The sequence below is a fragment of the Sphingobium sp. FW305-3-2-15-F-TSA7 genome (genome assembly GCF_058787155.1).
In genome coordinates this window covers 14,339-35,862 of record NZ_JBYSZM010000052.1, presented here as the reverse complement: position 1 = coordinate 35,862, position 21,524 = coordinate 14,339, and the positions used below count along the sequence as shown (strand labels likewise).

The window sequence follows — 21,524 nt, the reverse complement described above, 5'->3', positions numbered from 1 at the left end:
CAACCGTCAGCGTGCCGCCGTCGAAGTTCGTGCTGTCCACATCCGCGATCGTGCCGTTGCTGCCCACGTCCAGCTTCACCGGACCCTGCGCCTCGATCCACACTGCAGCGTCGCCGGACACCCCCGTCGAAGTCGGCGCATCGTTCACACCGGTCACATCGAAGGTGAACAGGTTCGGCGTCTGGTCGGTGTCTTCGCCGCCGTTCGCGGTGCCGCCGTCGTCCTGCACCTGGAAAGTGAAGCTCGAATAGCCCGCGCCGTTGCCGTTCGCCGCCGGCACATAATAGACATGCCCCGCGTTGATCTGCGACAGCATGACGACATCGCCCGCGCCGATCGCGGTCGGCAGGCCCACACCGCCGCCATCGATGTCGAGATAGAGCGTGCCCGCCGCCGGGACCGTGGTGAACACCACGCCCGCCAGATTATCGCCATCGCTATCGCCGAACCCGAAGTCCGCCGCCGCTAAGGTATAGGTCGCATCCTCGAGCAGGGTCGCGGTGTGATCGGTGCCCGACGGTGCGTCGTTCACGCTCAGCACATTGACGCTGCTCGTGACGCTCAGCGTGTCCGCACCGCCATTCGCCGTGCCGCTTCCGTCCACCAGCGTCCAGGTCACCGTGCGCGTCGACGTGTCCGGATCCTGGCTGGTGTTGTTATAGGTGATCGCACGCGTGATCGCCTGCACGTCCGCAGCGGTCGCGGTCGCATTGAAGGTGAAGCTGATCGAACCACCGGTGGCGAGGAATGTGCCGACCGGAACACCGCCGACCAGCACCACACCGGGGTTGGTGGTCACCGCGCCCGTCGTATCGATGCTCAGCGCATCCTGACCCGCCACATAGCCGGTCGTGATCGCGACGGTCAGCGTGCCGCCGTCATAATCGTCGCCATCGATGTCGGAGATCGTCGCATTGCCGCCCAGATCGAGGAAGACGGGGCTCGCGCCCTCGGTATAGGTCACGCTGTCGCCCGACAGGTTCGTCGAGGTCGGCGCATCGTTCACCGGCGTCACGTCGAAGGTGAAAGTGTTCGCGCCCTGGTCGGTATCCTCGCCGCCATTCGCGGTGCCGCCATCGTCACGCACCTGGAAGGTGAAGCTGGCATAGCCCGTGCCGTTGCCGTTGGCGGCGGGGGTGTAAGTCAGCAGGTTGGCCGCGATGTCCGCCGCGCTGACGAAGGTGTCGGCAATGGTGATCGCAACGCCGTTGAGTAGCAACGTGCCGTCGGCGGGCAATGTGGTAAGCACCACTCCAGCAAAATCATCACCCTCGCTCTGATCGCTGAAGCCGAAATCGGCGGTCGCGAGCGTGTAGCTGCCATCCTCCAGCAACGTCGCGGTATGATCCGCGCCCGACGGCGCGTCGTTGACCGCCACCACATTGACGCTGCTCGTGACGCTCAGCGTATCCGTACCGCTATTGGCAGTGCCGTCACCGTCCACCAGTGTCCAGGTGACGGTGCGCGTGCTTTCGGTCGGATCCTGGCTGGTGTTGTTGTAGCTGATCGCACGGACGATCGCCTGCACCGCCGCCGGCGTCGCATCCGGATCGAAGGTGAAGGTGATCGAGCCGCCGGTCGCGACGAAAGTGGCGACCTGGACGCCGCTGACGAACACCACGCCGGGGTTCGTCGTCACCGTGCCGCCCGACGTATCGATGCTCAGCGCATCCTCACCCGCCACATAGCCGGTCGTGATCGCGACGGTCAGCGTGCCGCCGTCGAAATTGGCGCTGTCGATGTCGCTGATCGTTGCGTTGCCAGCGGAATCGAGCAGAACGGGTATGTCACCCTCGGTGAAGGTCACGCTGTCGCCCGACAGGTTCGTCGATGTCGGCGCATCGTTGACCGCCGTGATCGTGCCGCCCAGTACGACCGTGTCCGTCGAATAGGGCGTGGTCCCGCCAGTGGCCGCGATATTGACGACCTGTCCGTTGGTGATGGCGGCGCCCGAATTGTCGATCAGCAGAACGGTCAGCGTCGGTTCGGGGCCGTTATAATTGGCGGCCGGATTGAAGCGGATCATCGCCGTGTCCGACAACAAGGTCGCCGAAGATTGCGATGCGCTGGTCGAGATCGTCGCCCAGGTGACGCCGTTATAATATTCCCAATCGCCCTCGGTCGTCGCCGCGTTGCCGACCACGGCAACGCCGCTGAACGCGCCCGGCGAAGACCCCGTCGGGTTGAGGAAATTGTGGTATTGATTGTCGGCCGCATCGGAATATTGGCCCGAGAACAGGCTGGAGATCGACTGGCCCGTCGCCGAGGGCTGATCCTCGAAGATCGTCGTGCTGTCTTCCGTGCCGTCGCCGGACACCGTCGGCGCATCGTTCACCGCGGTGACGGTGATCGTCCTGCTGGCCGAATCCCCGTTCGAACCGCCGGTGCCGTTTGCTCCATTGTCCTCGATCAAGGCATTCAGCGAGGTCGAACCGTTGAAATTGGTGTTCGGCGTGAAGCTGAGGCCGCTGCCGGACAGCGTGGCGTTGATCGCGTTGAGCGTACCGCTGATCGTGACGTCCGAGCTGCCGTTGCCGGTGATGTCACCCGAGACAATACCGCCCGCGATATTGGTCGCAAGGGTAAGCGTGCCGGCGTCGAGGCCGATGGTGAGCCGGACCGTGACGATGTCGAGCGCGGGATTGGCATCCGGATCGGAAAAGGAGACGCCGGTGACGATCACGTTGGTCGCATCCTCGGCAACCGTCATCGCGCTGCCGACGCTGAGCGCCGGAGAATCGTTCACCGCCTCGATCGTGATCTGCGTGGTGCCGCTGTTCCGCAAACCGCCCGGAACGTCGTCCGCGCCGTCACTGACTGTCCAGGTGATGGTGCGATTGGTGTTGAGGCCGGAATTGGTGGGATTATCGCCGGTCGACCAGAAGCTGATCTGGCTCAGCACGGCCTGATAATTGGCGATGGTATCGTAACCGGACAGCGTCAGCGTCTCGCTCGCCGCATCCCACGATATCGTGATGTTGGTGCCAGCGATCTGGCCCGAGATCTGCTGGCCGGCGCCATAGCCCAGATGATCGTCGTTCGAACTGCTTTCATTCGCGGTGAACTTGCCGCCGGTGACCTGCACGGTCGCGTACGACAGAGAACCGCCATCGACATCGGTGATCGTCGGCGCGCCGGTCAGCAGGGTCACTGCGGCGCCCTGTTCGGAGATCGCCGTACCCGTGCCGCTCAGGCCGGCAAGCGTGGGAAGACTGTTGAACGCCAGTCCGCCGAAATTGGCGCCGATGCCGCTGAAGCTGGGCTCGGGATAAACGACATTGACAAAGGTTCCGGCGGTTCCAGCCGCATTGAGCTGGTAAACATAGATGACATCGTCATTGCTGTCGGGCGTGAGTTCCTCGGAGGTGACGTAAAGCTGCCGCGTGGAGGCGTCGAACTTGATATCCCCAGGATAGAAAGTCGGCTGAACGAAGTTCAACACCACCTTCGTCGCTATGCCGGATGTATCGGTGCCGCTGATATACCAGATCGCATTCTGGTTCTGATCGAACGATCCCCCACCTTGCGGCGAAGTCGACTGCGTGGTGAAATAGACGAGGTTGTTGGCGTGATTGACCTCGACGGAAATGATATAGCCGTTCGATCCATCATCGCCGAACTGGGCGTCGCTGACCAAGGGCGTGATAACCTTGGTGGTCAGGTCCATTCGATAGACGCCCTGCTCCACACCGTTCAGTTGCTCGGTGAAATACAGGGTGTTCGTCGCCCGGTTGAGCGCGAAGTCGCGGACATCCAGCAGATCGAGGCCATGCGTATCGATCGGCTTGGTAGCGTCGGTGTCGGCCCGAACGATGAAACCGTCGTCGGTGATCCCACCGGTCAGCGGATCATAGCTATATTGGCGAATGCCCGTATTGGCCAGATCGAGCGTGAAGGGATCCGTGAAACCCTGGATTCCGACATAGATCTTGTGCCCGATGACATCGACGTACAGCGCATTGACGATATCATCGTCATCGGTACCGAAGACATTGTCCACGCCATCGAAACTCACCAGCGCCGTCACCGCCCCGCCGGTCAACGAGCCGCGCACCAGCCGGGCTTCACTACCGTCATTGCCGCCATTGACGATCGCGAAATAGAATCCCGCCGCGGTATCGACGCCGATTTGCTGCGGCGTGCTCGTGATCAGGTTCATCGCCGCGCTATTGTCGACGATGATGGTCTGATTGCTGCCGTCATTGTTGATATAGCTCAGCCGCGTATCGGCGGGGTCGCCCTGAGTCAGGAAATAGAGCTGGCCGGTCGGCTTGGAACCGAATATGCTGAGACCGTCTTCGTTGGCGCCAGCGGCGAGCAGATAGTTGGCACCGTCCACGCTGACCGTTCCCAGCGTCGCTCCACCGGCCAGGACGCGCGTCGTGGTGTCCATGATATTCTCGAAGAAGGTCAGCGTACCGCCGGCGTCGATGCGGAACAGGCTGGCGCCGCTGGCGCCGCTGAGGGTCTCGGGGCCGCTGACGGCGAGATAGCTGGTGTCGCCGAACGTCACGACGCTGACGCTGTTCGCCCCCTGCAGCCAGGTCCCCCCAGTGTCGCCGACATTGTCGACATTGGTCAGCACGCCCGCGCTGCTCATGGAGAACACGCTGACGCCGGAATCGCCGGAACCCACGGCGAAGACATAAGTGACGCCAGCGACGACCGCCGTGGTGATGTCGCTGACACCGTCCAGGTTGAGCGTGGCATTGTCCGCAACGCTGCCGGCATGGGTCAATGTGCCACCTGCCGAAACCTGGAAGACGCTGACCCCATCGTCCGCGTTGCCGCCCGCGATCAGGAAGCTGTTGCCGCCGATCGTGACGGTTGCGAGCGTCGACACGCCACCCAGTTCATAAGCGACATTGTCGGTATCGGCGACATTGAGGATATTGGTGAGCGCACCGTTACCGGCGACGCGAAAGCCGCTGACGCCGCTGTCGCCGGCGCCCGCCGCGAACAGATAGGTGTTGCCGGCGACGGTGATCGTGGCGGTGTCGGTGACGCCGGTCAGCCGGAGCGTGCCGTCATCGACCACATTGGCGACGTTGGTCAGCGATCCGTCGGTACCGACACGAAACGCGCTGATGCCGTTCTCGGACGTACCGGCGACGAACAGATAGGTGTTGCCGTCGACCATGGCGGTCGAAAGCCCTTTGGCGGCACCGAGATTGACGCCGGCCGTATCGTCGACATTCGCGACATTGGTCAGCGTGCCGTCCCGCGCCAGGCTGAAGACGCTGATGCCGTTGTCGTCCGCGCCGGCAACGAAGACATAGGTGGTGCCACCGACATCGGCCGAGACGACCGAATTCGCACCGTCGAGCTCAAACAGGGGATTGTCGGCATCGACCACATTGGCCGGATTCTTGTAAGCAAACGACATGGCTTCCACCCCCAAATATCACATCACACGGCGCATAATCGCCCATTGTGACTGCCCAACGACTAGTCTTGTTCTATATTCAGTCGAGGAAACGACGACAGCCGGACAGCTTTCGCCGGTCCGGTACATCTTGAACGAGGCGGGCCACCGCCCCGCTTTCATCGCGTCCCCTGTTCGCTGCGCGTTCATGACACAGGATTTTTCGTCCTGCCAGCACAAAGGACGGAAGCGAAACGATCTTTTGATCCGAAGCGGTGGAAATCGTCCCTTATGATCGGAGATCTGCGCGGTTATTCGGACAAATCGATCCAGCGATCGAATGTCGCGGCCTGGCCATGGATCGCGCCATGATCGTCGATCAGATTCCACACAATTGCCTGCTCGATGCGAAACCGGCGCCCGGTCGCGGAAATGCGGATTCCCGAATAATCGTCGATGAAGCCGTCGCGCGTGACTCGGTCGAGCAGTAGCTGGCGCTCTTCGCGCAACATCGCCTCCGCCGACAGGCGCGACGGCATCGCGGTGAATTGGCCCAGCGTCACCTCGAACCGGTCGAGTGCGGCAAGATTGCCGAAAAAGAAGATCGGATCGGCCTCCATGCCATGCGCGACGACGACGCGCGGCGCGGTCCACAGCGCCTGCGCCGGATCGGCGGTGGCCGGCACCAGCGCGCGGCCGGTCAATCGTTTATGGCTTGCGGCAATCAATTCCAGCCGTCCCCGCATGGCAGGCGTGGCGAATATCGGTGGCAGTGATCCTGTCGTCATCGTCCCGCTGTTAGCGATCCTCCGCTTTTGAACCAACAGGCGCGATCGGGCAGACACTGCCGAACGCGTGCAGGTGGTGCTAAACGGCATCGCGAACACAAGAAGGTCAATTCGAATGCCCGCAAAGGTCACGCTGCTCGGAATTCCCACCGACATCAATTCGTCGCATCTGCGCGGGCCGGCAAAGGCGCCCGATGCGATCCGCGCGGCGCTCCATTCGGGGTCGTCGAACATGTCGTCCGAAAATGGCTGGGATCTCCAAAGCGCCGATATCTTCGGCGATGCCGGCAATGTCGCGACGACCGAAACGCCGCGCGATCTCGACATCATCGCCGATGCGGCGGCGGCAATCTTCCGCGACGGCGCCGGGCTGTTCCTGGGCGGCGACCATTTCGTCTCCTGGCCGCTTCTCGAAGGGCTGTCGCGCGCCGGGCACGCTGCCCCCAATCTCGTCCATATCGACGCCCATCCCGACCTCTATCCCGATTTCGAAGGCAATCCGCATTCCCATGCCTCGCCAATGGCCCGCATTCTCGAACGCGGCCTCGCCCGCTCGCTGACCCAGATCGGGGTGCGCACCGTCAACGATGTGCAAAAGGGGCAGATCGACCGCTATGGCGTCGCCGCCTTCACCGCCCGCCAATATCGACAGGCGCTCGCCAGCCTGCCAACCGGCCCGACCTATATCTCGATCGATCTCGATGGCCTCGACCCCGCATTCGCGCCGGGCGTCTCGCATCATGAGCCGGGCGGGCTCAGCGTGCGCGAAGTGCTCGACCTGATCGACGCGATCCCCGGCCCCGTCATCGGCGCGGATATCGTCGAATATAATCCCGACCGGGATATCAACGGCATGACCGCGGCGGTGGCCGCCAAGCTGGTCAAGGAGCTGGCCGGCCGGATCGCGCAGGATGCGACGATACCGGCCTGACACCCGCATCACGCCGGTAATTCATCGTGCCGCGGCACATCCTCCAGCCGATCGTCCCAATCGGCGCGGCTGGCGCTGAAGATATGCGCGTCGGGCCGGATACCCAGTGGCCCGTCCAGGCTTCCCGCCGGCACCACGATCAATGCGCCGTCCATGTGCAGGCCGGGCAGAGCAGATCCGCATTCCGTGCAAAAGCTCCTGCGGTGCCGCGTGTCCGGTACCGCATGGGTCCGCACCCGATCCTCACCCGCCAGCCAGTCGAGCCGCGCGGTGCGCGAGAACAGATTGGCCGCGTGCGCCGATCCGGTATTTTTCCGGCAGCGCGAGCAATGGCACAGAAAGAAGCCCTCAAACGCCCCCGAAATCTCGAACCGCACCGCGCCGCACAGGCATGACCCCGGATATGTTTCGCTCATTAAATCCTCCTTTGCAGAGGCGCCCCCCTAGCCCAGCGCGCTAGGGCATGCGATCCGCCAGAAGCGGCTCGCATATGAAAGACCGTGACGGCGCAACGATCGCCCCCAGGCACGCCTCGACGGGCATCTCCGCCCAGGGCTCGGTGCCGGTCTGCGCGAGCACGGCATGCACGGCTGCGACCGCATCCTCCGCCGCACGCATCAGCCCGCTGCCGCGGGCAAGCTTCGCCACCAGGCAGGCGGTGAACAGGTCGCCGCTGCCCGCCGGCCTGACGGGAAGCCGCGGCGAACGGATCTGCCATGTCTCGCGCCCGTCGATCACCAATGTCCGCAGGTCCCCGTCACCGCCATTCCCGGCCGTCACGATCACCCCGCCCGGCCCGATCGCCTGCAGCGCCGCAGCAGCTTCGCGCAGATCCTCGCGCCCCGTGAGCGCGCGGACTTCCCAGCCATTGGGCGTCGCGACATCGGCGAGGGGCAGCAGCCGATCGACGAAGATCGCCTGCAACCCGGGCGCGACGAAGCCGCCAAGATCGTCGTCGCCACAGACCGGATCGCAGACATAGAGCAGTTTCGGGTTTCGGCGCCTGGCGCGCTCGACGAAGCGCGCCACCACCTCGCCATTTTCCACCGAGCCGAGATAGCCGGTCACCAGAATGGTCGCGGCCTCGACCAGCCCGCGCTCCTCGACACCGGTCAGCAGTTCCGCCAGCAGCTCGGGCGGCAGCACCCGGCCGCGCATCGTCGGATAATGGGGATGGTTGGAAAGCAGGGTGGTCGGCACCGCCGCGACGGTCAGGCCGTGCGCCTGCAATGCAGGCACCGCTGCGCTGTTGCCGACCTTGCCGTGGACGACCTGGCTCTGGATGCTGATGACCAGCGGGCCGGGATTCATGACGGCTCCTCCGGTTCGACGCCGGTCAACCGGCGCGACCAGTCCTCGACCCGGCCGGTCGCCAGGCGCTTCGCCGCATAATGTCGCCACCCATCGGGCAGATGCGCGAGTTCCGAAATCATCGCGAGTTCCGGCATGTTGAGCGTGTCGACATAGAGCGCGCGCCACAGCCGCGCGATCGTCCAGTCGGGCGACAGGCGATCGACCAGGGCCAGCGCGTCGCCAGCCTCGACATTCCCTTCTTCCAGCACGCGATAATACCAGCCGGTCCGTCCGCTCGCCTGGAGCCGGCGCGCCATGTCTGGCACGCCGAAGCGCAGATTGAGCTTCCAGCAGGGCTGCCGGCCCTGGCTCACCTGGATCAGTGCCGAGCCCAGGCGGAACGTGTCGCCCACCGCCATGTCGGCCTCGGTCAGCCCGACGGTCGAGACATTCTCGCCGAACGCGCCCGCCTGCGCCAATATGTCGCGCTCGCCGATCGCCTCGCGCCAATAGGCATAATGATCGCGGGCATAATGATGCACCGCCTTGTCCGGCCCGCCATGATGTTTCCGGTCGCCCTGGGCGTCACCGACCAGCCCGTCGCGACCGAGCCGGATCCGGCCGGAAACGGGATGCTTGTCGATGCCGCTCGGCGTCGCGCGCGGCCCGAGCGGCCTGACGGCGCCGGTGAGGAAGTGATCGATCCGGATCATGGGGTCGTCGACGACCGAACCGGCCGGGACGGGCATCGAGACACGCCGTCGCTCGACACGTCATGACCGGAATTGCGATTCACCAGGGGCACGGATCGACCATTACCGCGCCGGCCTATCGAATGCATAGGGCCTGATCGTCCGTTGGCCGGCCGCGCAGTCGCCGTTTTTTTCCGCTCTGCCGAAACCAATGATCGGCAGGCGCGTAGTGACAACTTCCCCAACTTGGAGGCGCGCACCGCACGGCGCTGCCTCGGCCCCGGATCTCACGCGGATTCGGGGCTTTCTTTTGAGGCCCGATTGGCTGGTCGGGTGCGTTGGTTCCGTACGAGCCACCTATCGCACGGCCTGGCCCTGGAAGGTTTTGGCAGAGGGGGTTGCTGCACCTGACGGCCGGTTGATGCCCAGATGCAGCGAATGCGGCATTAACCAAAAACACCATGGCATGGCACGGCCAGACTGATCCATTTTCGAGCGATCTTTGCGCGATCGCCCGAGCGGCACGAAACCGGGCTCGCCTTGCCCCGCTTTCCCACCGATCCTTTCTGTGGCCCCATGTCGAATTGGTGCGTTATGCTCCGGTCATGACGAGGATCAGCCAAATGCCAGCAATGCGATTGTCCATTCCCCTGCTGCTGCTTTTCATCGCCGCCTGCGATCGGGGCGGCACTCCCACGATCGACGCGCATGATGGCAATGCGGAAATCGTGGGTAATGCGTCCCCCGGCCCCGCCGCCAACGGCGCCGGAGCGGAAGAAGCCCGCCCGCCGCAGGAGCCGCTCGCGGCAGCGCCGGCCCTCGCGCTTTCGGACGAACAGATCCGCGCGCAATATACGCCCGCCCTCGACGCCTGCCTGAACATGGGCGACGCGGCGAAGGGGGTTTCGGTGGCGATGGGCGGCTGCTTCAATGCCGAACTCAAGGTGCAGGACGATCGGCTGAACGCCGCCTATCGCTCGGCCCTGGCCAAGCGCGATCCCGCCGGCCAGGCCCAACTTCGCGCCGAGGAGCGTGCCTGGATCAAGCGCCGCGACGCCGAGTGCCGGGCGATCGCGGTGGGCGGAACGATCGACATGGTCGAGGTGCCGAGCTGCCTGCTCAACGAAACCGTCCGTCGGCGCATCGCGTTGCAGCCGATGGCGGGCTGACGGGCATTGCGCGGGCGCCGAACACGCCCCCCGATCGTTCGGCGCTTCAGCCGATCACCTCGCGATAGAGCCGCAGGAAATTCCCGCCGAGAATCTTGTCGATATCGCGTGAGGCAAATCCGCGGCGCTTCAGGGCATCGGCGATGGTCCGGAATTTCGACGGGCCGTCGAGCGCCAGGATCTGGTCGTTCCACTTGACGTCGGGCATCGGGCGGAAATTCGACGGGCTGCGGGCATGTTCGTTGAACTCCGCTTCCGACTTCGGATAATCGACCGGCTGGATGGCCGTATCGCTGCCGATCCCGACATGATCCATGCCCGCGATCTTCACCGCATGCTCGACATGCCGGATGAAATCGTCGAGCGTCACCGGCGCCCGCGCGCCGACGAAAGTGCCATAGGTCGTCATCCCGACCACGCCGCCAATGGCCGCCACTTTTCGGATCTCCTCATCGGTCTTGCAGCGCGGATGGTCGCGCAGGGCGCGGCAATTGGTGTGGGTTATCGCCAGCGGCTTCCTGGCGACCGCGATGGCGTCGAGCGCGGTGCGTTCGTTGCTGTGCGACAGGTCGACCAATATGCCCAGTTCGTTCATCCGCGCGATCGCGTCGATACCGAAATAACTGAGGCCGCCATCGGTCCTTTCGGTGCATCCGCATCCGACATCGTTCAGCGAGTTGTAGGTCAACTGGATCTGACGCACGCCCAGGCTGTGGAACAGTTCCAGATTGCGCAAATCGCCCCTGAGATGCGCGGTGTTCTGGAAATTGAGCATGACCGCCGTCCTGCCCAGCCGCTTCGCCTCCAGGATATCGTCGGCACGCGTCACATGGACGAGCTTGTCGGGATAGCGCGCGAAGCGCCCCTGCCAGCGCCCCAGATCCGCAACGGCCTCTTCATACGTGAAATTCGGTGTGCCGGGTGGGCCCACCGTGATCGCCACCGTGATCGAAAACATCGACAGCGACGATGCCGCAAGCGCCTCCAGCGCGCTCGTTTCGATCACCGGCGCCTCTGCCAGTCCTGCCAGCCCCGACAAGGCGTCGATCCAGATCGGGCCCTGGATCGGGCCGCCACCGGCAGTCGCGGCCGAGGCCTCGGCGCCGATCGCCGGCGCCGAAGCGACGGCGGCAGCCAGCGTACCGATCCCCGCCCGAACGACGAACTCGCGCCGCGAACTGCCGGTCGCCCCATCTGCCCGTCTGTCCATGAAGCACTCCTTGGAAAATGAATAAGGCGCCCGGAAGCGGGCGAACGCGCAAAGCAGCGTTTCAGGGTTGCGGTTTGACCTGACGCAGCTGGAATTCGCCCGGCGGCGTCACCCCCAGCAGATGCTGGACGAAATAATCCCAGCGTCGGCGCAGGAAATAGGGATCGAAAATGCGGGGAGCGGATTTGCCCTTGGCGAGATCGATCATGACATGGTTTCGGTTCGGAAGGATCAGCAGGTCGAAATCCTTGTTGGCGGCGACCAGCGCATCCACCATCTGCATCGTGCCCGACGCATGGACATTGTCGTCCATCTCACCATGGACCAGCAACAGCTTGCCCTTCAGATTTGCCGCCAGCGCCGGATTAGCCTGCGCCTCGAAATTGCTGCCCACCGGATAGCCTTCGAAACGCTCGCCCCAGCCGGCATAATAGCTGCGCTGGTCGTGATTGCCCGACGACGACACCGCGACTTTGTAGAAGTCCGGATATTTCAGCAGCGCACGGGTCGATGCATAGCCGCCGCCGGAATGACCGTAGATGCCGACGCGATCGAGATCCATGTACGGATAGCGCGCGGCAAGCTGTTTCAGGCCCGTGACATGATCGTCGAGGCCCCCGGCACTGCCAAGATTGCCGAACGACAATTCCCGAAACGCGCGCGAGCGCAACGGCGTGCCGCGCCCGTCCAGCGTCACGACGATGAAGCCCAGCTCCGCGATCGCCTGCTCGTTCTTCTCCCAGCTCTGCTGCGGGAAGGATTTGCGCGTGCGGATCGATTGCGGCCCCGGATAGATCGCGTCCAGCACCGGATAGCGGCGCGACGGATCGAAATTGCTGGGACGGTAGATCGCGCCGAACAGGTCGGTCTTGCCATCGCCGGCCTTCACCTTGAACGGCTCGGGCGCGCGCCAGCCGGCGGCCTGAAGCCGGGCGATATCCCCGCGCTGGAGTTCGCGGACCAAGCCGCCGTCCGCACCGCGCAGAACCGAGACCGGCGCCTTGTCGATGCGCGAATAGGTGTCGACGAAATAGCGGCCGGTGGGGGAGACCGAAACGATGTGATCCGCGTCTTCCGGCGTCAGCAGCTTCAGACCCTTGCCGTCGAGGCCGATGCTGTAGAGGTGCCGGTAATAGGGATCGCGGTCCGGCTCGCGCCCGCCCGCCGTGAAGAAGACGCGCCCGCGTTTCTGATCGACATGGGCGAGCGCGCGGACGGCCCATTCGCCGCGGGTGATCGGATTGCGCACGCGGCCGGTGCGCGCGTCGACGCGATAGAGATGCGCCCACCCGTCGCGATCGGAGGTCCAGACGACGTCGCCGCCATCGCCGAGGATGTCCGCGGCACGCCCCCGGTCGATATAGGTGTCGCTCTGCTCCGACAGCGCCGTGCGGACCGTCCCCGTCGCGGCATCGGCCAGATGCAGCGTCACCGACTTGTAGCCGCGCCCGTCCTCGGTGAAACATGCCACCGTGCTCGCGGGATTCCAGCACGTGAAGGTCTCCAGCGGCGAGATCCGATCGAACGGCCCGTACCGCACGGGCATGCTCGTGCCCTTGTCCAGATCGACCAGCACCATCTGCGCCTTGAAGAGCTCCGCATCGCCGGCGATGGGCGAACGATAGGTTTGCACATGCGGCGCCGCGCCCGATATCGTCTGCGCCACCCCCAGTTCGCGAACCTTGCGGGCATCGCTTCGCGCCGCGAGGAGCTTCCGGGAATCGGGCGAGAAGCTGGCCAGCGGCATCACCGGATCGTCGAGCATCCGCGTCGTGACCGTCGCCAGCGGATCCAGCTCGGCATAGCTGTCGCTTTCCGACCCGTCGACGGTCAGCGCGGCTTCCCGGTCGGTCAGCGTATCGCGAACCCAGAGATTATGATCCTTCACGAATATGGCGCGGCGGCCGTCGGGCGATAGGATTTCGTTGGGCCGTTGCGGCGACGGGATCGCGACGCAGTCATAGCTCCTCACACTGCATCGCCAGCCGCCGGTATCGATCGCGACCGCGATCTCCGTCCCGGCACGATAGGCGATCGCGTCGAACGGCAATGCCGTCGCCGAATAGGTCTTGCCCGTCGCCCGCGACAGCGCCGCCGCCAGCCGGGCATGGTCGAATGCGGGTTTCTGGACGTTCCGCGCCGGATCGACGAACATGAACGTCTTCGCGCCGCCATGCCGGTCGACATACCAGAAACTGTCGCTTTCCGCGATCCAGTTGGGCTCCAGCGTCATCCGGGAAACCAGGCTGTCGGCATTCTGGAACAGCGCGGCGCGCTCATAATCCGCCAGCGTGCCCTGTGCGACGACGGGGGCGACCGGCGCAGCCGTTGCGAACAGGCAACCGAACAATGCGACGACCGGGCGCCGGGCCCTGCTGCTGCCTTCAACGCCCCTGGATATCAGACCCATCCGATCAATCCCCCGATACGAGTGCGTCGACGAGGCGTGCGACACCCGTCCGGACCGAATCGACCGCCGGCAGCCCCGTGGCATCCTCGGCCTCGCGCAGCGCGCGCTCCGCCTCCGCCGCCGACATGCTCGACGTGTTGAGGCTGATGCCGGCGACGCGCGCGTCGGGATTGGTCAGCCGGGCGAGCCCCGTATAGGCCTCGATACATGCCTGCAGCGGCGGCCGGGCATAGAGCGGAAATCCGCCGATCGTGTCGCGCGCGGGGTCGCCGCACAGGATCATCGCGTCGGGCTGGCTGCCATGCACCAGGCCGAGCGTGACGCCGGCATAGGCCGGATGGAAAAGCGAACCCTGCCCTTCGATCACGTCCCAATGATCGGGCGCGTTCGCCGGCGACAGCGTTGCCGCCGCCGCCGAAATGAAATCCGCGATCACCGAATCGATGACCACGCCCTGGCCGGAGATCAGCAGGCCGGTCTGGCCGGTGGCGCGAAAATCGGCCGGAATTCCCCGTTGCCTCATTTCGCGTTCGATCGCGAGCGCCGTGTATTTCTTGCCGACCGCGCAATCGGTGCCGACGGTGAGCACGCGCCGACCCGGCCGAAAGGCGAAATCCCCGATATCGAATTCGATCGTGGGACGGCGCACGTCATGCAGCGTCCGGCCATGCGCCTCCGCGCGGGCCTTCAGCCTGGCATCGTCGTTCAGCCGCGTGTGCAGGCCGCTGGCAATGTCGAGGCCGGCGGCGAGCGCCTGTTCGAGCGGTTCGATCCAGGCCTCCGGAAGCTGCCCCCCGGCCGGCGCCACGCCGATCAGCAATGTCCGCGCGCCGGCGAGGACCGCTTCGTCGAACCCCATGTCCGGCAGCCCGAGGTCGAGCGGCGAACCGGGAAAACGGAATTGCGCCAGGCAGGATTCGGGCCTCCAGTCGCGCACGCCTTGCGCCGTCTTCGCATAGGTCGCGTCGCCAAGGAACAGGAGGTACGGCGTCGGAATCCGCATCTCAAACGCCCCGCGACATTTGCGCTTCGGCGCGCCGAACCGAAAATCGCGGCTCTGCGATCGCCAGAAACCGCCCGAACCGAAGACCGGCACCACAGACCATGGATATTTCCCCTCTCCCATCTGCGCGCACGAAAATCGCTCGAGCCGCATCGGACGACAAGAAATGTTATAAAACTTACCTAAATGTCAAGCAACAATGAACAAAATATAACATAGCACCAGCAGCCATCCGCGAACGTCGCCAAAGCTGGGAGAGGCCGTCACAGCGCTGACGGAAAATTTCGAGGCATGAGTTAATGGCGATAGGACGTCGCCCCCCTCCCCTCCGCGCCTCCGCGCGAACCATCCCCGGCTAGACAGGCGCCCCAAGCCAACGGGTTCACGCGGAGACGCAGAGACGCGGAGGACGAGCGGCCTTTTCCGAATGCCGTTTCATCGCCTCCCGCTTCGTCGATCATCGCGGCGGGATGCGGTCTGCTCTAGGCGCGTCGCCGGTCGCCGATATGACCGACGAAATCCTGATAAAGCTCGGTGAATTGCTCCAGCCTGGGCTCGACTTGCGAACCGAGCTTGGCGACCACGCCGTTGCACAGCTGGGTGACGGTCACCGACAATGCGGAGCTCGAAGACCAGAACAGTTCCGAAGCGGTCGAAACCGCGATGACGTGCGGCGTGAACTTTCGCGCCCAATTGCAATATTTGTCGGTGATGACGACCAGGTCGATCCCGGCGGCATAGGCCTTTTCGCAAAGCGTATAGGCCTGTTTGGAATAACGGCGAGTCTCGAACACGACCAGGCATCGGTTCTCGCGGTCGTCGGCCAGGACATCGGCGAAATTTCCGGACGTCATATCCACCAGATGCACGTCGCGACGCACATATTGGAGAATGTTCACGAGATAATGACCAAAGGCGCGTTCCGACTGGAACCCGGCCACATGCAATATCGAGGCATGGCTGAGCAGCGAGACGATGCTGCGCCACTCCGCCGTGTCGATCATGCTGTAGACTTCGACAATGGCGGCGATGTCGTGCTCGAGCGTTCGTTTCAGCCGCCCCTCATGATCGCTGCGCGATACGAATGCGGCAAGTGCCTCTCCGGCCGGCCAGGGCACATCGCCGATATCCGCCTTGAGCTCGCCTTTCAGATCGCGGAAATGGCGATAGCCGAGTTTGCGGCAGAAGCGGCCGACGGTGACGGCGCTGACGCCGAGCCTTTCCGCGACCGAAGTCGCCGTCTCGAAGGCGATCGCATTGCCGCTCTGGAGAATGAACTTCGCGATCACTCGCTCCGCCGCGGTGAAGCTGCGAAAATCCCGCTCCAGGCGATCGAACAGCACACCTCCGGGCGATGCCACCGCATCCTCCACTGTGTCCGCACCTGTTCGTTTTGTAACGCGCTTGCCTGTCATAACGGTGTTTGTACGGCGTCTCTCCGCCATCATCAATGCCCGATCATCGGCCGCATCCGCCGATCGCTCCCTTGCCCCCGAGAGCGTCCAACCCCCGCACCTTTGGACCCTGTGCCGGCACATATCATTCGCCTCTCGACGACACCCGACCGCCGATCTATGATCGAAATATTACATTGTTGCGCAATGTCGCGAATTTGTTCGAGTTAATCGATCATCGTGCGAAAGGCGGGGAAATCTCGATGCAGGACGAAACACCGCCACCGATCGCCCGTGACGGCTTTTTGCCCGCAGTCGATCGCCGCACGCTTCTCGGCGGCACGATGGGGCTGTTGACGAGCCTTTCGGCCGCGGCGAACGCGGCGCCCGCCCCTGCCCCGCGATCGGACGGGCTGGCGGACGGCCCCTATCGCCAGCTCGTGATCGCCGGCGCGATGGTCGTACCGGGCCATGGCGGCCCGCCGAACGGCCCATGGGACATCGTGATTCGGGGCAACCGGATCGCCGAGATGACGCCCGCCAAACCCGGCTCCGCGCCGCCCGGGGATCGCGTCATCGACGCCGCGGGCATGTTTGTCATGCCCGGCATCATCGACATGCATTGCCATGTGCGGACGGCGCCGCTGCCGCTCGACTATGTCTATTATCTGAAGCTCCTGCACGGCGTGACGACGATCTGCCACCATCCCGATCGCGGCCTGGCCCATGCCCGCGAACAGGCCGATCTCAGCAAGGCCAACCGCATCCTCGCACCGCGCATCGTCCCGCTTTGGCCATGGGAGCAGATCGAGGGCTATACGCGCGAACAGCTGGAGGCGCCGGATCAGGCCGCGCGCATCGCGGCCGATATCGCCGCCAAGGGGATGCGCATCGTCTCGCTCGACAAATGGAGCTGGAACCAGGAATTGTTCGGGGCGATCTGCCGCGCCGTCAAGCAGGTCGGCGGCATCACCACCGTGCATCTTCAGCCGCAGAACAATGCGGTCATCACTGCCATCGATGCCGCACGCCTGGGCGCCACGATGATCGAACATCATTATGGCTATGCCGAAGCGGCGCTGGACCGACGCGTGCAGGATTTCGCGCGCGACTATAATTACAGCAACGAAAGCATGCGTTTCCGCGCCGCGGGACAGGTGTGGAGCGACACCAACCGCCAGCGATTGCTGACCGATGTCGTCGGCGAGCTCGCCGATCGCGGCGTCACCCTGCTGCCCACCCGTGTCGTCTACGAAGCGAGCCGGGACGTGCTGCGCGCGCAGAGCCAGCCCTGGCACGACAAGTTCAGCCATCAATATCTGATCGACAATTCCGTCCCCGGTGCCAGCCATGCCGCGTTCCACTGGGACTGGACATCGGACGACGAGGCGACATGGGCCCGCGCATTCGCGCTGTGGGGCGACATGATCTTCGAATTCAACAAGCGCGGCGGCCATATCGTCTACGGCACCGACGATCCCTGGATGTGGCAGACGCCCGGTTTCGCCAATGTCCGCGAATTGCTGCTTTCCCGCGAGACCGGCGTGCACGCGCTCGAGGCGCTGAAGTTCGCGACACTCAACGGCGCCGTCACGCTGGGCGAGGACCGCCTTGGCCTGGTGCGCCCCGGCTATATCGCCGACCTTGCGATCGTCGACGGCAATCCCGTCCGCAATCTCCACACTCTCTACGCGTTCGGCGCGGTCACGATCGCCGGCGACGCGACGCTCGACGAAGCCGGCAGTGCGGACGGCGGCGCGGCGCGCCACATGCGCAGGACCCGCGGCATCGTCCACACGATCAAGGACGGGATCGTCATCGACAATGCCGGGATGCTGGCGGAGGTGAAAAGGATGGTCCGGGAATCGCGGATCGGCGCCCGCCCCAACATCCTGACCGCGCCGTTCGCCTAGCAGGGTGTTGAAAAAATTGGATCAGGCTTGCCTGCATGGCATCCCCGGCATCGCCCCACATCCACGATCACCATCGAACGGTTTTTGGATCGTTCCCGTAATCGGACGACGCCATGTAATGTATGTCTTAACCTTATCTTGAACCGGCGCGGCTAGAGGCAAATTGCTGATAGACCGGAATTTTGTCGATGACCCTGCGCCTTTTCCTTCTCATCCTCGCCAGCGTGAGCCTGTCCGCGCTTGCCCAGCTTGCGCTCAAAATGGGCACCACCGCCGCCGCCGGCGCCCGATCGGCGGGGATCGGCGGTGAAGTGGGCGGACTTGCGCAATCCCCGATGATCATCGTGGGCCTCGGTCTCTACGGCGTCGGCGCGCTCCTCTGGCTGTTCGTCCTCGGCCGCGCGCCGCTGTCGCTCGCTTATCCCTTTGTCGGCATGGGCTTCATCCTGACGATGCTCGCCGGCGCCCTCTGGCTGGGCGAAAGCCTGAGCGCGGCCCGTATCGGCGGCACGCTGCTGATCGCAACCGGCTGCGTGCTGGTCGCGCGCTCGGCGTGAATACGCGCCTGTAGCGTATCGGGAGGATCGCATGAATCGAACGATCGCGGCTTATGGCCGCCCGGCACTCGGTCTTTCGGGCCGGACCTGCGCCACGCTGCTCGCCGCCACCGTCATTCTCGCCATTGCGCTCAGGACGGCGGGCGCATCGATCCTGATGCACCCGCTCGAGAGCGACTCGCTTGCCTATTTCACGATGGCACAGGGCCTTGCGGAGCGCGGCGAGCTGCTGGACATGTATGGCCAGCACGCCTTTTACAGCGCCGGCTATCCCTTGCTGCTCACCCCGTTCTTCCTGACGCTGGGCAGCACGGTCGCCGTCGCGCTGGCCGTCAACATGCTGCTGTGCGCGGTCAGCCTTTGGCTGGTCTACAAGCTCAGCCTCGCGCTGTCGGGCGATCGCGGCGCAGGTCTGCTCGCCGCCGTCGTTTATGCAATGTGGTTCCCCGGCATCTGGAACGCGACGATGCTGACCAAGGAAAATCTCTCGACCCCGCTGTTGCTCGGCATCGCCCTGTGCGCGATCGGGATCGCGCGCGACGACCGCCCGATCGCCTGGGCACTGGGGGCGGGTCTGTTATGGGGCGCGTCGCTGGTCACGGGCGGCTCGGCGCTGCTGCTCTGCGCCGGCGTCGCCGTCGCGCTGCTCCTGCTGTGGCGGGCAAGGGGCCGCTTCACCCCTGCCCTCTCCGGCGGCCTTTGCTTTGTCGCCGGCGCCGGCCTGGTCCTGACACCCTGGCTCTACGCGACCGACCAGATGGTCGGCCGCCCGGCGCTCACCACCAACGCGGCCTTCAACCTCTATCTCGGCAACAATCCCGCCGCGACGGGCAGGTTCGTGAGCATTGCCGACACGCCGCTGGGCAAGGATTGGGAAACAACCCGCCTGCGCCTGGGCGAAGTCGGCAACGCCGATCGTCTGCAGGCCGAAGCTCTTGACTGGATCGCCGCCAATCCGGGCCGCGCGGCGGAGCTGGCCGCGCTCAAGCTGGTCTATTTCTGGCAGCCCAATATCCCCGACGCGGCGGATTTCTCGGCATCGAAGGCGATCGGATCGATCCGGCTGTTCGAGGTGGCGCAATATGGCGCGATCCTGCTGCTGGGCCTGCTGGCCTTCGGCTCGCGGCGAATCGCACGCGACGGCAAATGGATCCTCGCGGCGATGATCGCGGGTTTCTGGCTGATCCACGCCGCCGCCTATATCATCGTCCGCTATCGCGATCCGGCAATCCCGCTTCTCATCGTCATGGCATCGATCCCGGTTGCCGCCTGGCTCCGCCAATTCATCGCGCGAAGGGGGCCGAGCCATGCTGTATGAACAGCCCATAGCGGCGGGCGAGGTCGTGCCCCTGTTCGTCGATGTGGACGGCACGCTCACGCGCGCAGACATTTCGCTCGAAAGCTTCGTCAGGGTCGCAAGGTCGAGCGTCGCGGCGCTTTTCGCCCTGCTTCTGTGGCTGCTCGGCGGACGTGCGCTCGCCAAGACGATGGCCGCGCGGCGCGGCGCCATCGACGCGGCGGGGCTTCCCTATCGTCAGGAGGTTCTCGACCTCATCGCGCAAGCCAAGAGCGAAGGCCGTCCGGTCATCCTCGCAAGCGCCAGCCATTGGCGGCATATCCGGCGGATCGCGCAGCATCTGGACCTGTCGGACCCGATCATCGCAACGCGGGGCCGCGCCAACCTGAAAGGCAGCGCCAAGCTCGCCGCGATCCGCGAGCGCATCGGCCCCGACGCGCCCTTCGATTATGTCGGCGATTGCAAGGCGGACATATGCCTGTGGCAAGAGGCGCGCCAGGGCTGGTCGGTCGGCCATGTCCCGACGGGATCCGCGGTCGAACGACTGGGTGCGCCCCGCGCCCGGTTCGCCCATGTGCTGGCAAAGGCCATGCGCCCCCATCAATGGGCCAAGAACGCGCTGGTGATCGTGCCGGCTTTCACCTCGGGCGAGTTCACGAACCCCGCCATATTGCTGACGGCGCTCGCCGCCGCGCTGCTCATGTCGCTCATCGCCTCGTCCATCTATCTTCTGAACGACCTGCTCGACATCGATTCCGATCGCGCGCACCGCACCAAATGGAAGCGGCCGATCGCGCACGGCGATCTCTCGATACCCGCCGCAATGGGCCTCGCCCTGCTGCTTTCGGGTGCGGGGCTGATCGGGGGGTGGCTGCTGGGCGGCCCGCAACTCAGCTTCTGGCTGTTCGCCTATATGGCGATCACGACCGCCTATTCGTTCCGGCTGAAGTCCGTCATGGTCGGCGACGCCATCGTCCTCGCCTCGCTCTACACCATCCGGATCTGGATCGGCGCGATCGCGATCGGCGTGTCGCTGAGCTTCTGGCTGCTGCTCTTCTCCGTCTTCCTGTTCCTGAGCCTCGCTTACCTCAAACGCTATGTCGAGATGCGCGACGCGATCGAGCCGGATCGCCTTTTAAGCGGGCGCGGCTATGTCGGCGGCGATCTCGATGTGGTGATGATGTCGGGGGTTTCCGCCGGGATGGTCGCGATCCTCGTCCTCGCCCTCTTCGCCCATGATCCCGCAACGGCCGCGCACTATGCGCTGCCCGAAATGCTGTGGCTGCTCTGCCTGCCGCTGATCTACTGGCTGAACCGCATCTGGATGATGGCGCGGCGCGGCCAGGTCGAGGGGGATCCGGTGGCCTTCGCCATCAAGGACACGCGCAGCATCCTCGTCGGCGTCGCAATGGCCTGCATCTTCGTCGCCGCGCTCTACGGCCCCGCCGCCGCCCGCCTGCTGGGACAATGAGAGGCCGGCGAAACGAGTAGCGATGATCCGC

The 21,524-nt window shown here is 64.7% G+C and carries 15 protein-coding genes; 6 read left to right on the top strand and 9 right to left on the bottom strand.

Going from position 1 to position 21,524, the window contains the following annotated elements; all coding sequences use genetic code 11:
* Together AC3WN8_RS28245 and AC3WN8_RS28240 are read right to left on the bottom strand one after the other, a co-directional pair.
* The coding region (locus AC3WN8_RS28245; RefSeq protein ID WP_492672852.1) for a beta strand repeat-containing protein at positions 1–5,386 on the bottom strand (5,386 nt) is incomplete at its 3' end.
* Between the two features lie 290 nt (positions 5,387–5,676).
* Positions 5,677–6,153, bottom strand: a complete 477-nt coding sequence (locus tag AC3WN8_RS28240) for an MEKHLA domain-containing protein (protein ID WP_492672851.1) — start codon at positions 6,151–6,153, stop codon at positions 5,677–5,679.
* A gap of 115 nt (positions 6,154–6,268) precedes the next feature.
* On the opposite strand from AC3WN8_RS28240, the gene AC3WN8_RS28235 reads away from it, so the two are divergent.
* A complete protein-coding gene (locus AC3WN8_RS28235) occupies positions 6,269–7,084 on the top strand; it encodes an arginase family protein (protein WP_492672850.1) in 816 nt (271 codons plus the stop codon).
* Between the two features lie 8 nt (positions 7,085–7,092).
* On the opposite strand, the gene AC3WN8_RS28230 is transcribed toward AC3WN8_RS28235, so the two are convergent.
* The 3 genes from AC3WN8_RS28230 to AC3WN8_RS28220 are packed head-to-tail and all read right to left on the bottom strand — an operon-like array spanning position 7,093 to position 9,126.
* The gene (locus tag AC3WN8_RS28230) at positions 7,093–7,500 is read right to left on the bottom strand and encodes a GFA family protein (RefSeq protein WP_492672849.1); all 408 of its coding nucleotides are present in this window, start codon (positions 7,498–7,500) and stop codon (positions 7,093–7,095) included.
* A gap of 40 nt (positions 7,501–7,540) precedes the next feature.
* Positions 7,541–8,395 carry a pyridoxal kinase gene (pdxY, locus tag AC3WN8_RS28225; RefSeq protein ID WP_492672848.1) on the bottom strand — a complete coding sequence of 285 codons (855 nt, stop codon included), beginning with the start codon at positions 8,393–8,395 and terminating at the stop codon, positions 7,541–7,543.
* Positions 8,392–9,126, bottom strand: coding sequence for an MOSC domain-containing protein (locus AC3WN8_RS28220; protein ID WP_492672847.1), 735 nt, complete (start codon positions 9,124–9,126; stop codon positions 8,392–8,394). The genes pdxY and AC3WN8_RS28220 overlap by 4 nt, the downstream gene beginning before the upstream one ends.
* A 566-nt stretch (positions 9,127–9,692) precedes the next feature.
* On the opposite strand from AC3WN8_RS28220, the gene AC3WN8_RS28215 reads away from it, so the two are divergent.
* Positions 9,693–10,238 carry a lysozyme inhibitor LprI family protein gene (locus AC3WN8_RS28215; RefSeq protein ID WP_492672846.1) on the top strand — a complete coding sequence of 182 codons (546 nt, stop codon included), beginning with the start codon at positions 9,693–9,695 and terminating at the stop codon, positions 10,236–10,238.
* Between the two features lie 46 nt (positions 10,239–10,284).
* Here AC3WN8_RS28215 and AC3WN8_RS28210 read toward each other — a convergent pair whose 3' ends face one another.
* The 4 genes from AC3WN8_RS28210 to AC3WN8_RS28195 all read right to left on the bottom strand — a co-directional run bounded on the left by AC3WN8_RS28210 (position 10,285) and on the right by AC3WN8_RS28195 (position 16,222).
* Entirely contained in the window at positions 10,285–11,448 is a 1,164-nt protein-coding gene (locus AC3WN8_RS28210; protein ID WP_492672845.1) for a dipeptidase, read from the bottom strand.
* Positions 11,449–11,509: 61 nt separating this feature from the next.
* Positions 11,510–13,858, bottom strand: coding sequence for a S9 family peptidase (locus AC3WN8_RS28205; RefSeq protein ID WP_492672844.1), 2,349 nt, complete (start codon positions 13,856–13,858; stop codon positions 11,510–11,512).
* A 4-nt stretch (positions 13,859–13,862) separates the two neighbouring features.
* Positions 13,863–14,861: an N-acetyltransferase DgcN family protein gene (locus AC3WN8_RS28200; protein WP_492672843.1), complete on the bottom strand. Its 999-nt coding sequence runs from the start codon at positions 14,859–14,861 to the stop codon at positions 13,863–13,865.
* 482 nt (positions 14,862–15,343) lie between these two features.
* Positions 15,344–16,222, bottom strand: coding sequence for a MurR/RpiR family transcriptional regulator (locus AC3WN8_RS28195; protein ID WP_492672842.1), 879 nt, complete (start codon positions 16,220–16,222; stop codon positions 15,344–15,346).
* 296 nt (positions 16,223–16,518) lie between these two features.
* Here AC3WN8_RS28195 and AC3WN8_RS28190 point away from each other — a divergent pair, with 296 nt between their 5' ends.
* The 4 genes from AC3WN8_RS28190 to AC3WN8_RS28175 all read left to right on the top strand — a co-directional run bounded on the left by AC3WN8_RS28190 (position 16,519) and on the right by AC3WN8_RS28175 (position 21,493).
* Positions 16,519–18,168, top strand: a complete 1,650-nt coding sequence (locus AC3WN8_RS28190; protein WP_492672841.1) for an amidohydrolase family protein — start codon at positions 16,519–16,521, stop codon at positions 18,166–18,168.
* A 188-nt stretch (positions 18,169–18,356) separates the two neighbouring features.
* The gene (locus tag AC3WN8_RS28185; protein WP_492672840.1) at positions 18,357–18,725 is read left to right on the top strand and encodes a DMT family transporter; all 369 of its coding nucleotides are present in this window, start codon (positions 18,357–18,359) and stop codon (positions 18,723–18,725) included.
* Between the two features lie 31 nt (positions 18,726–18,756).
* Entirely contained in the window at positions 18,757–20,043 is a 1,287-nt protein-coding gene (locus AC3WN8_RS28180; protein ID WP_492672839.1) for an ArnT family glycosyltransferase, read from the top strand.
* Complete coding sequence (locus tag AC3WN8_RS28175; protein WP_492672838.1) at positions 20,033–21,493, top strand: UbiA family prenyltransferase; 1,461 nt, start codon at positions 20,033–20,035, stop codon at positions 21,491–21,493. The genes AC3WN8_RS28180 and AC3WN8_RS28175 overlap by 11 nt, the downstream gene beginning before the upstream one ends.
* Positions 21,494–21,524 lie beyond the last annotated feature (31 nt).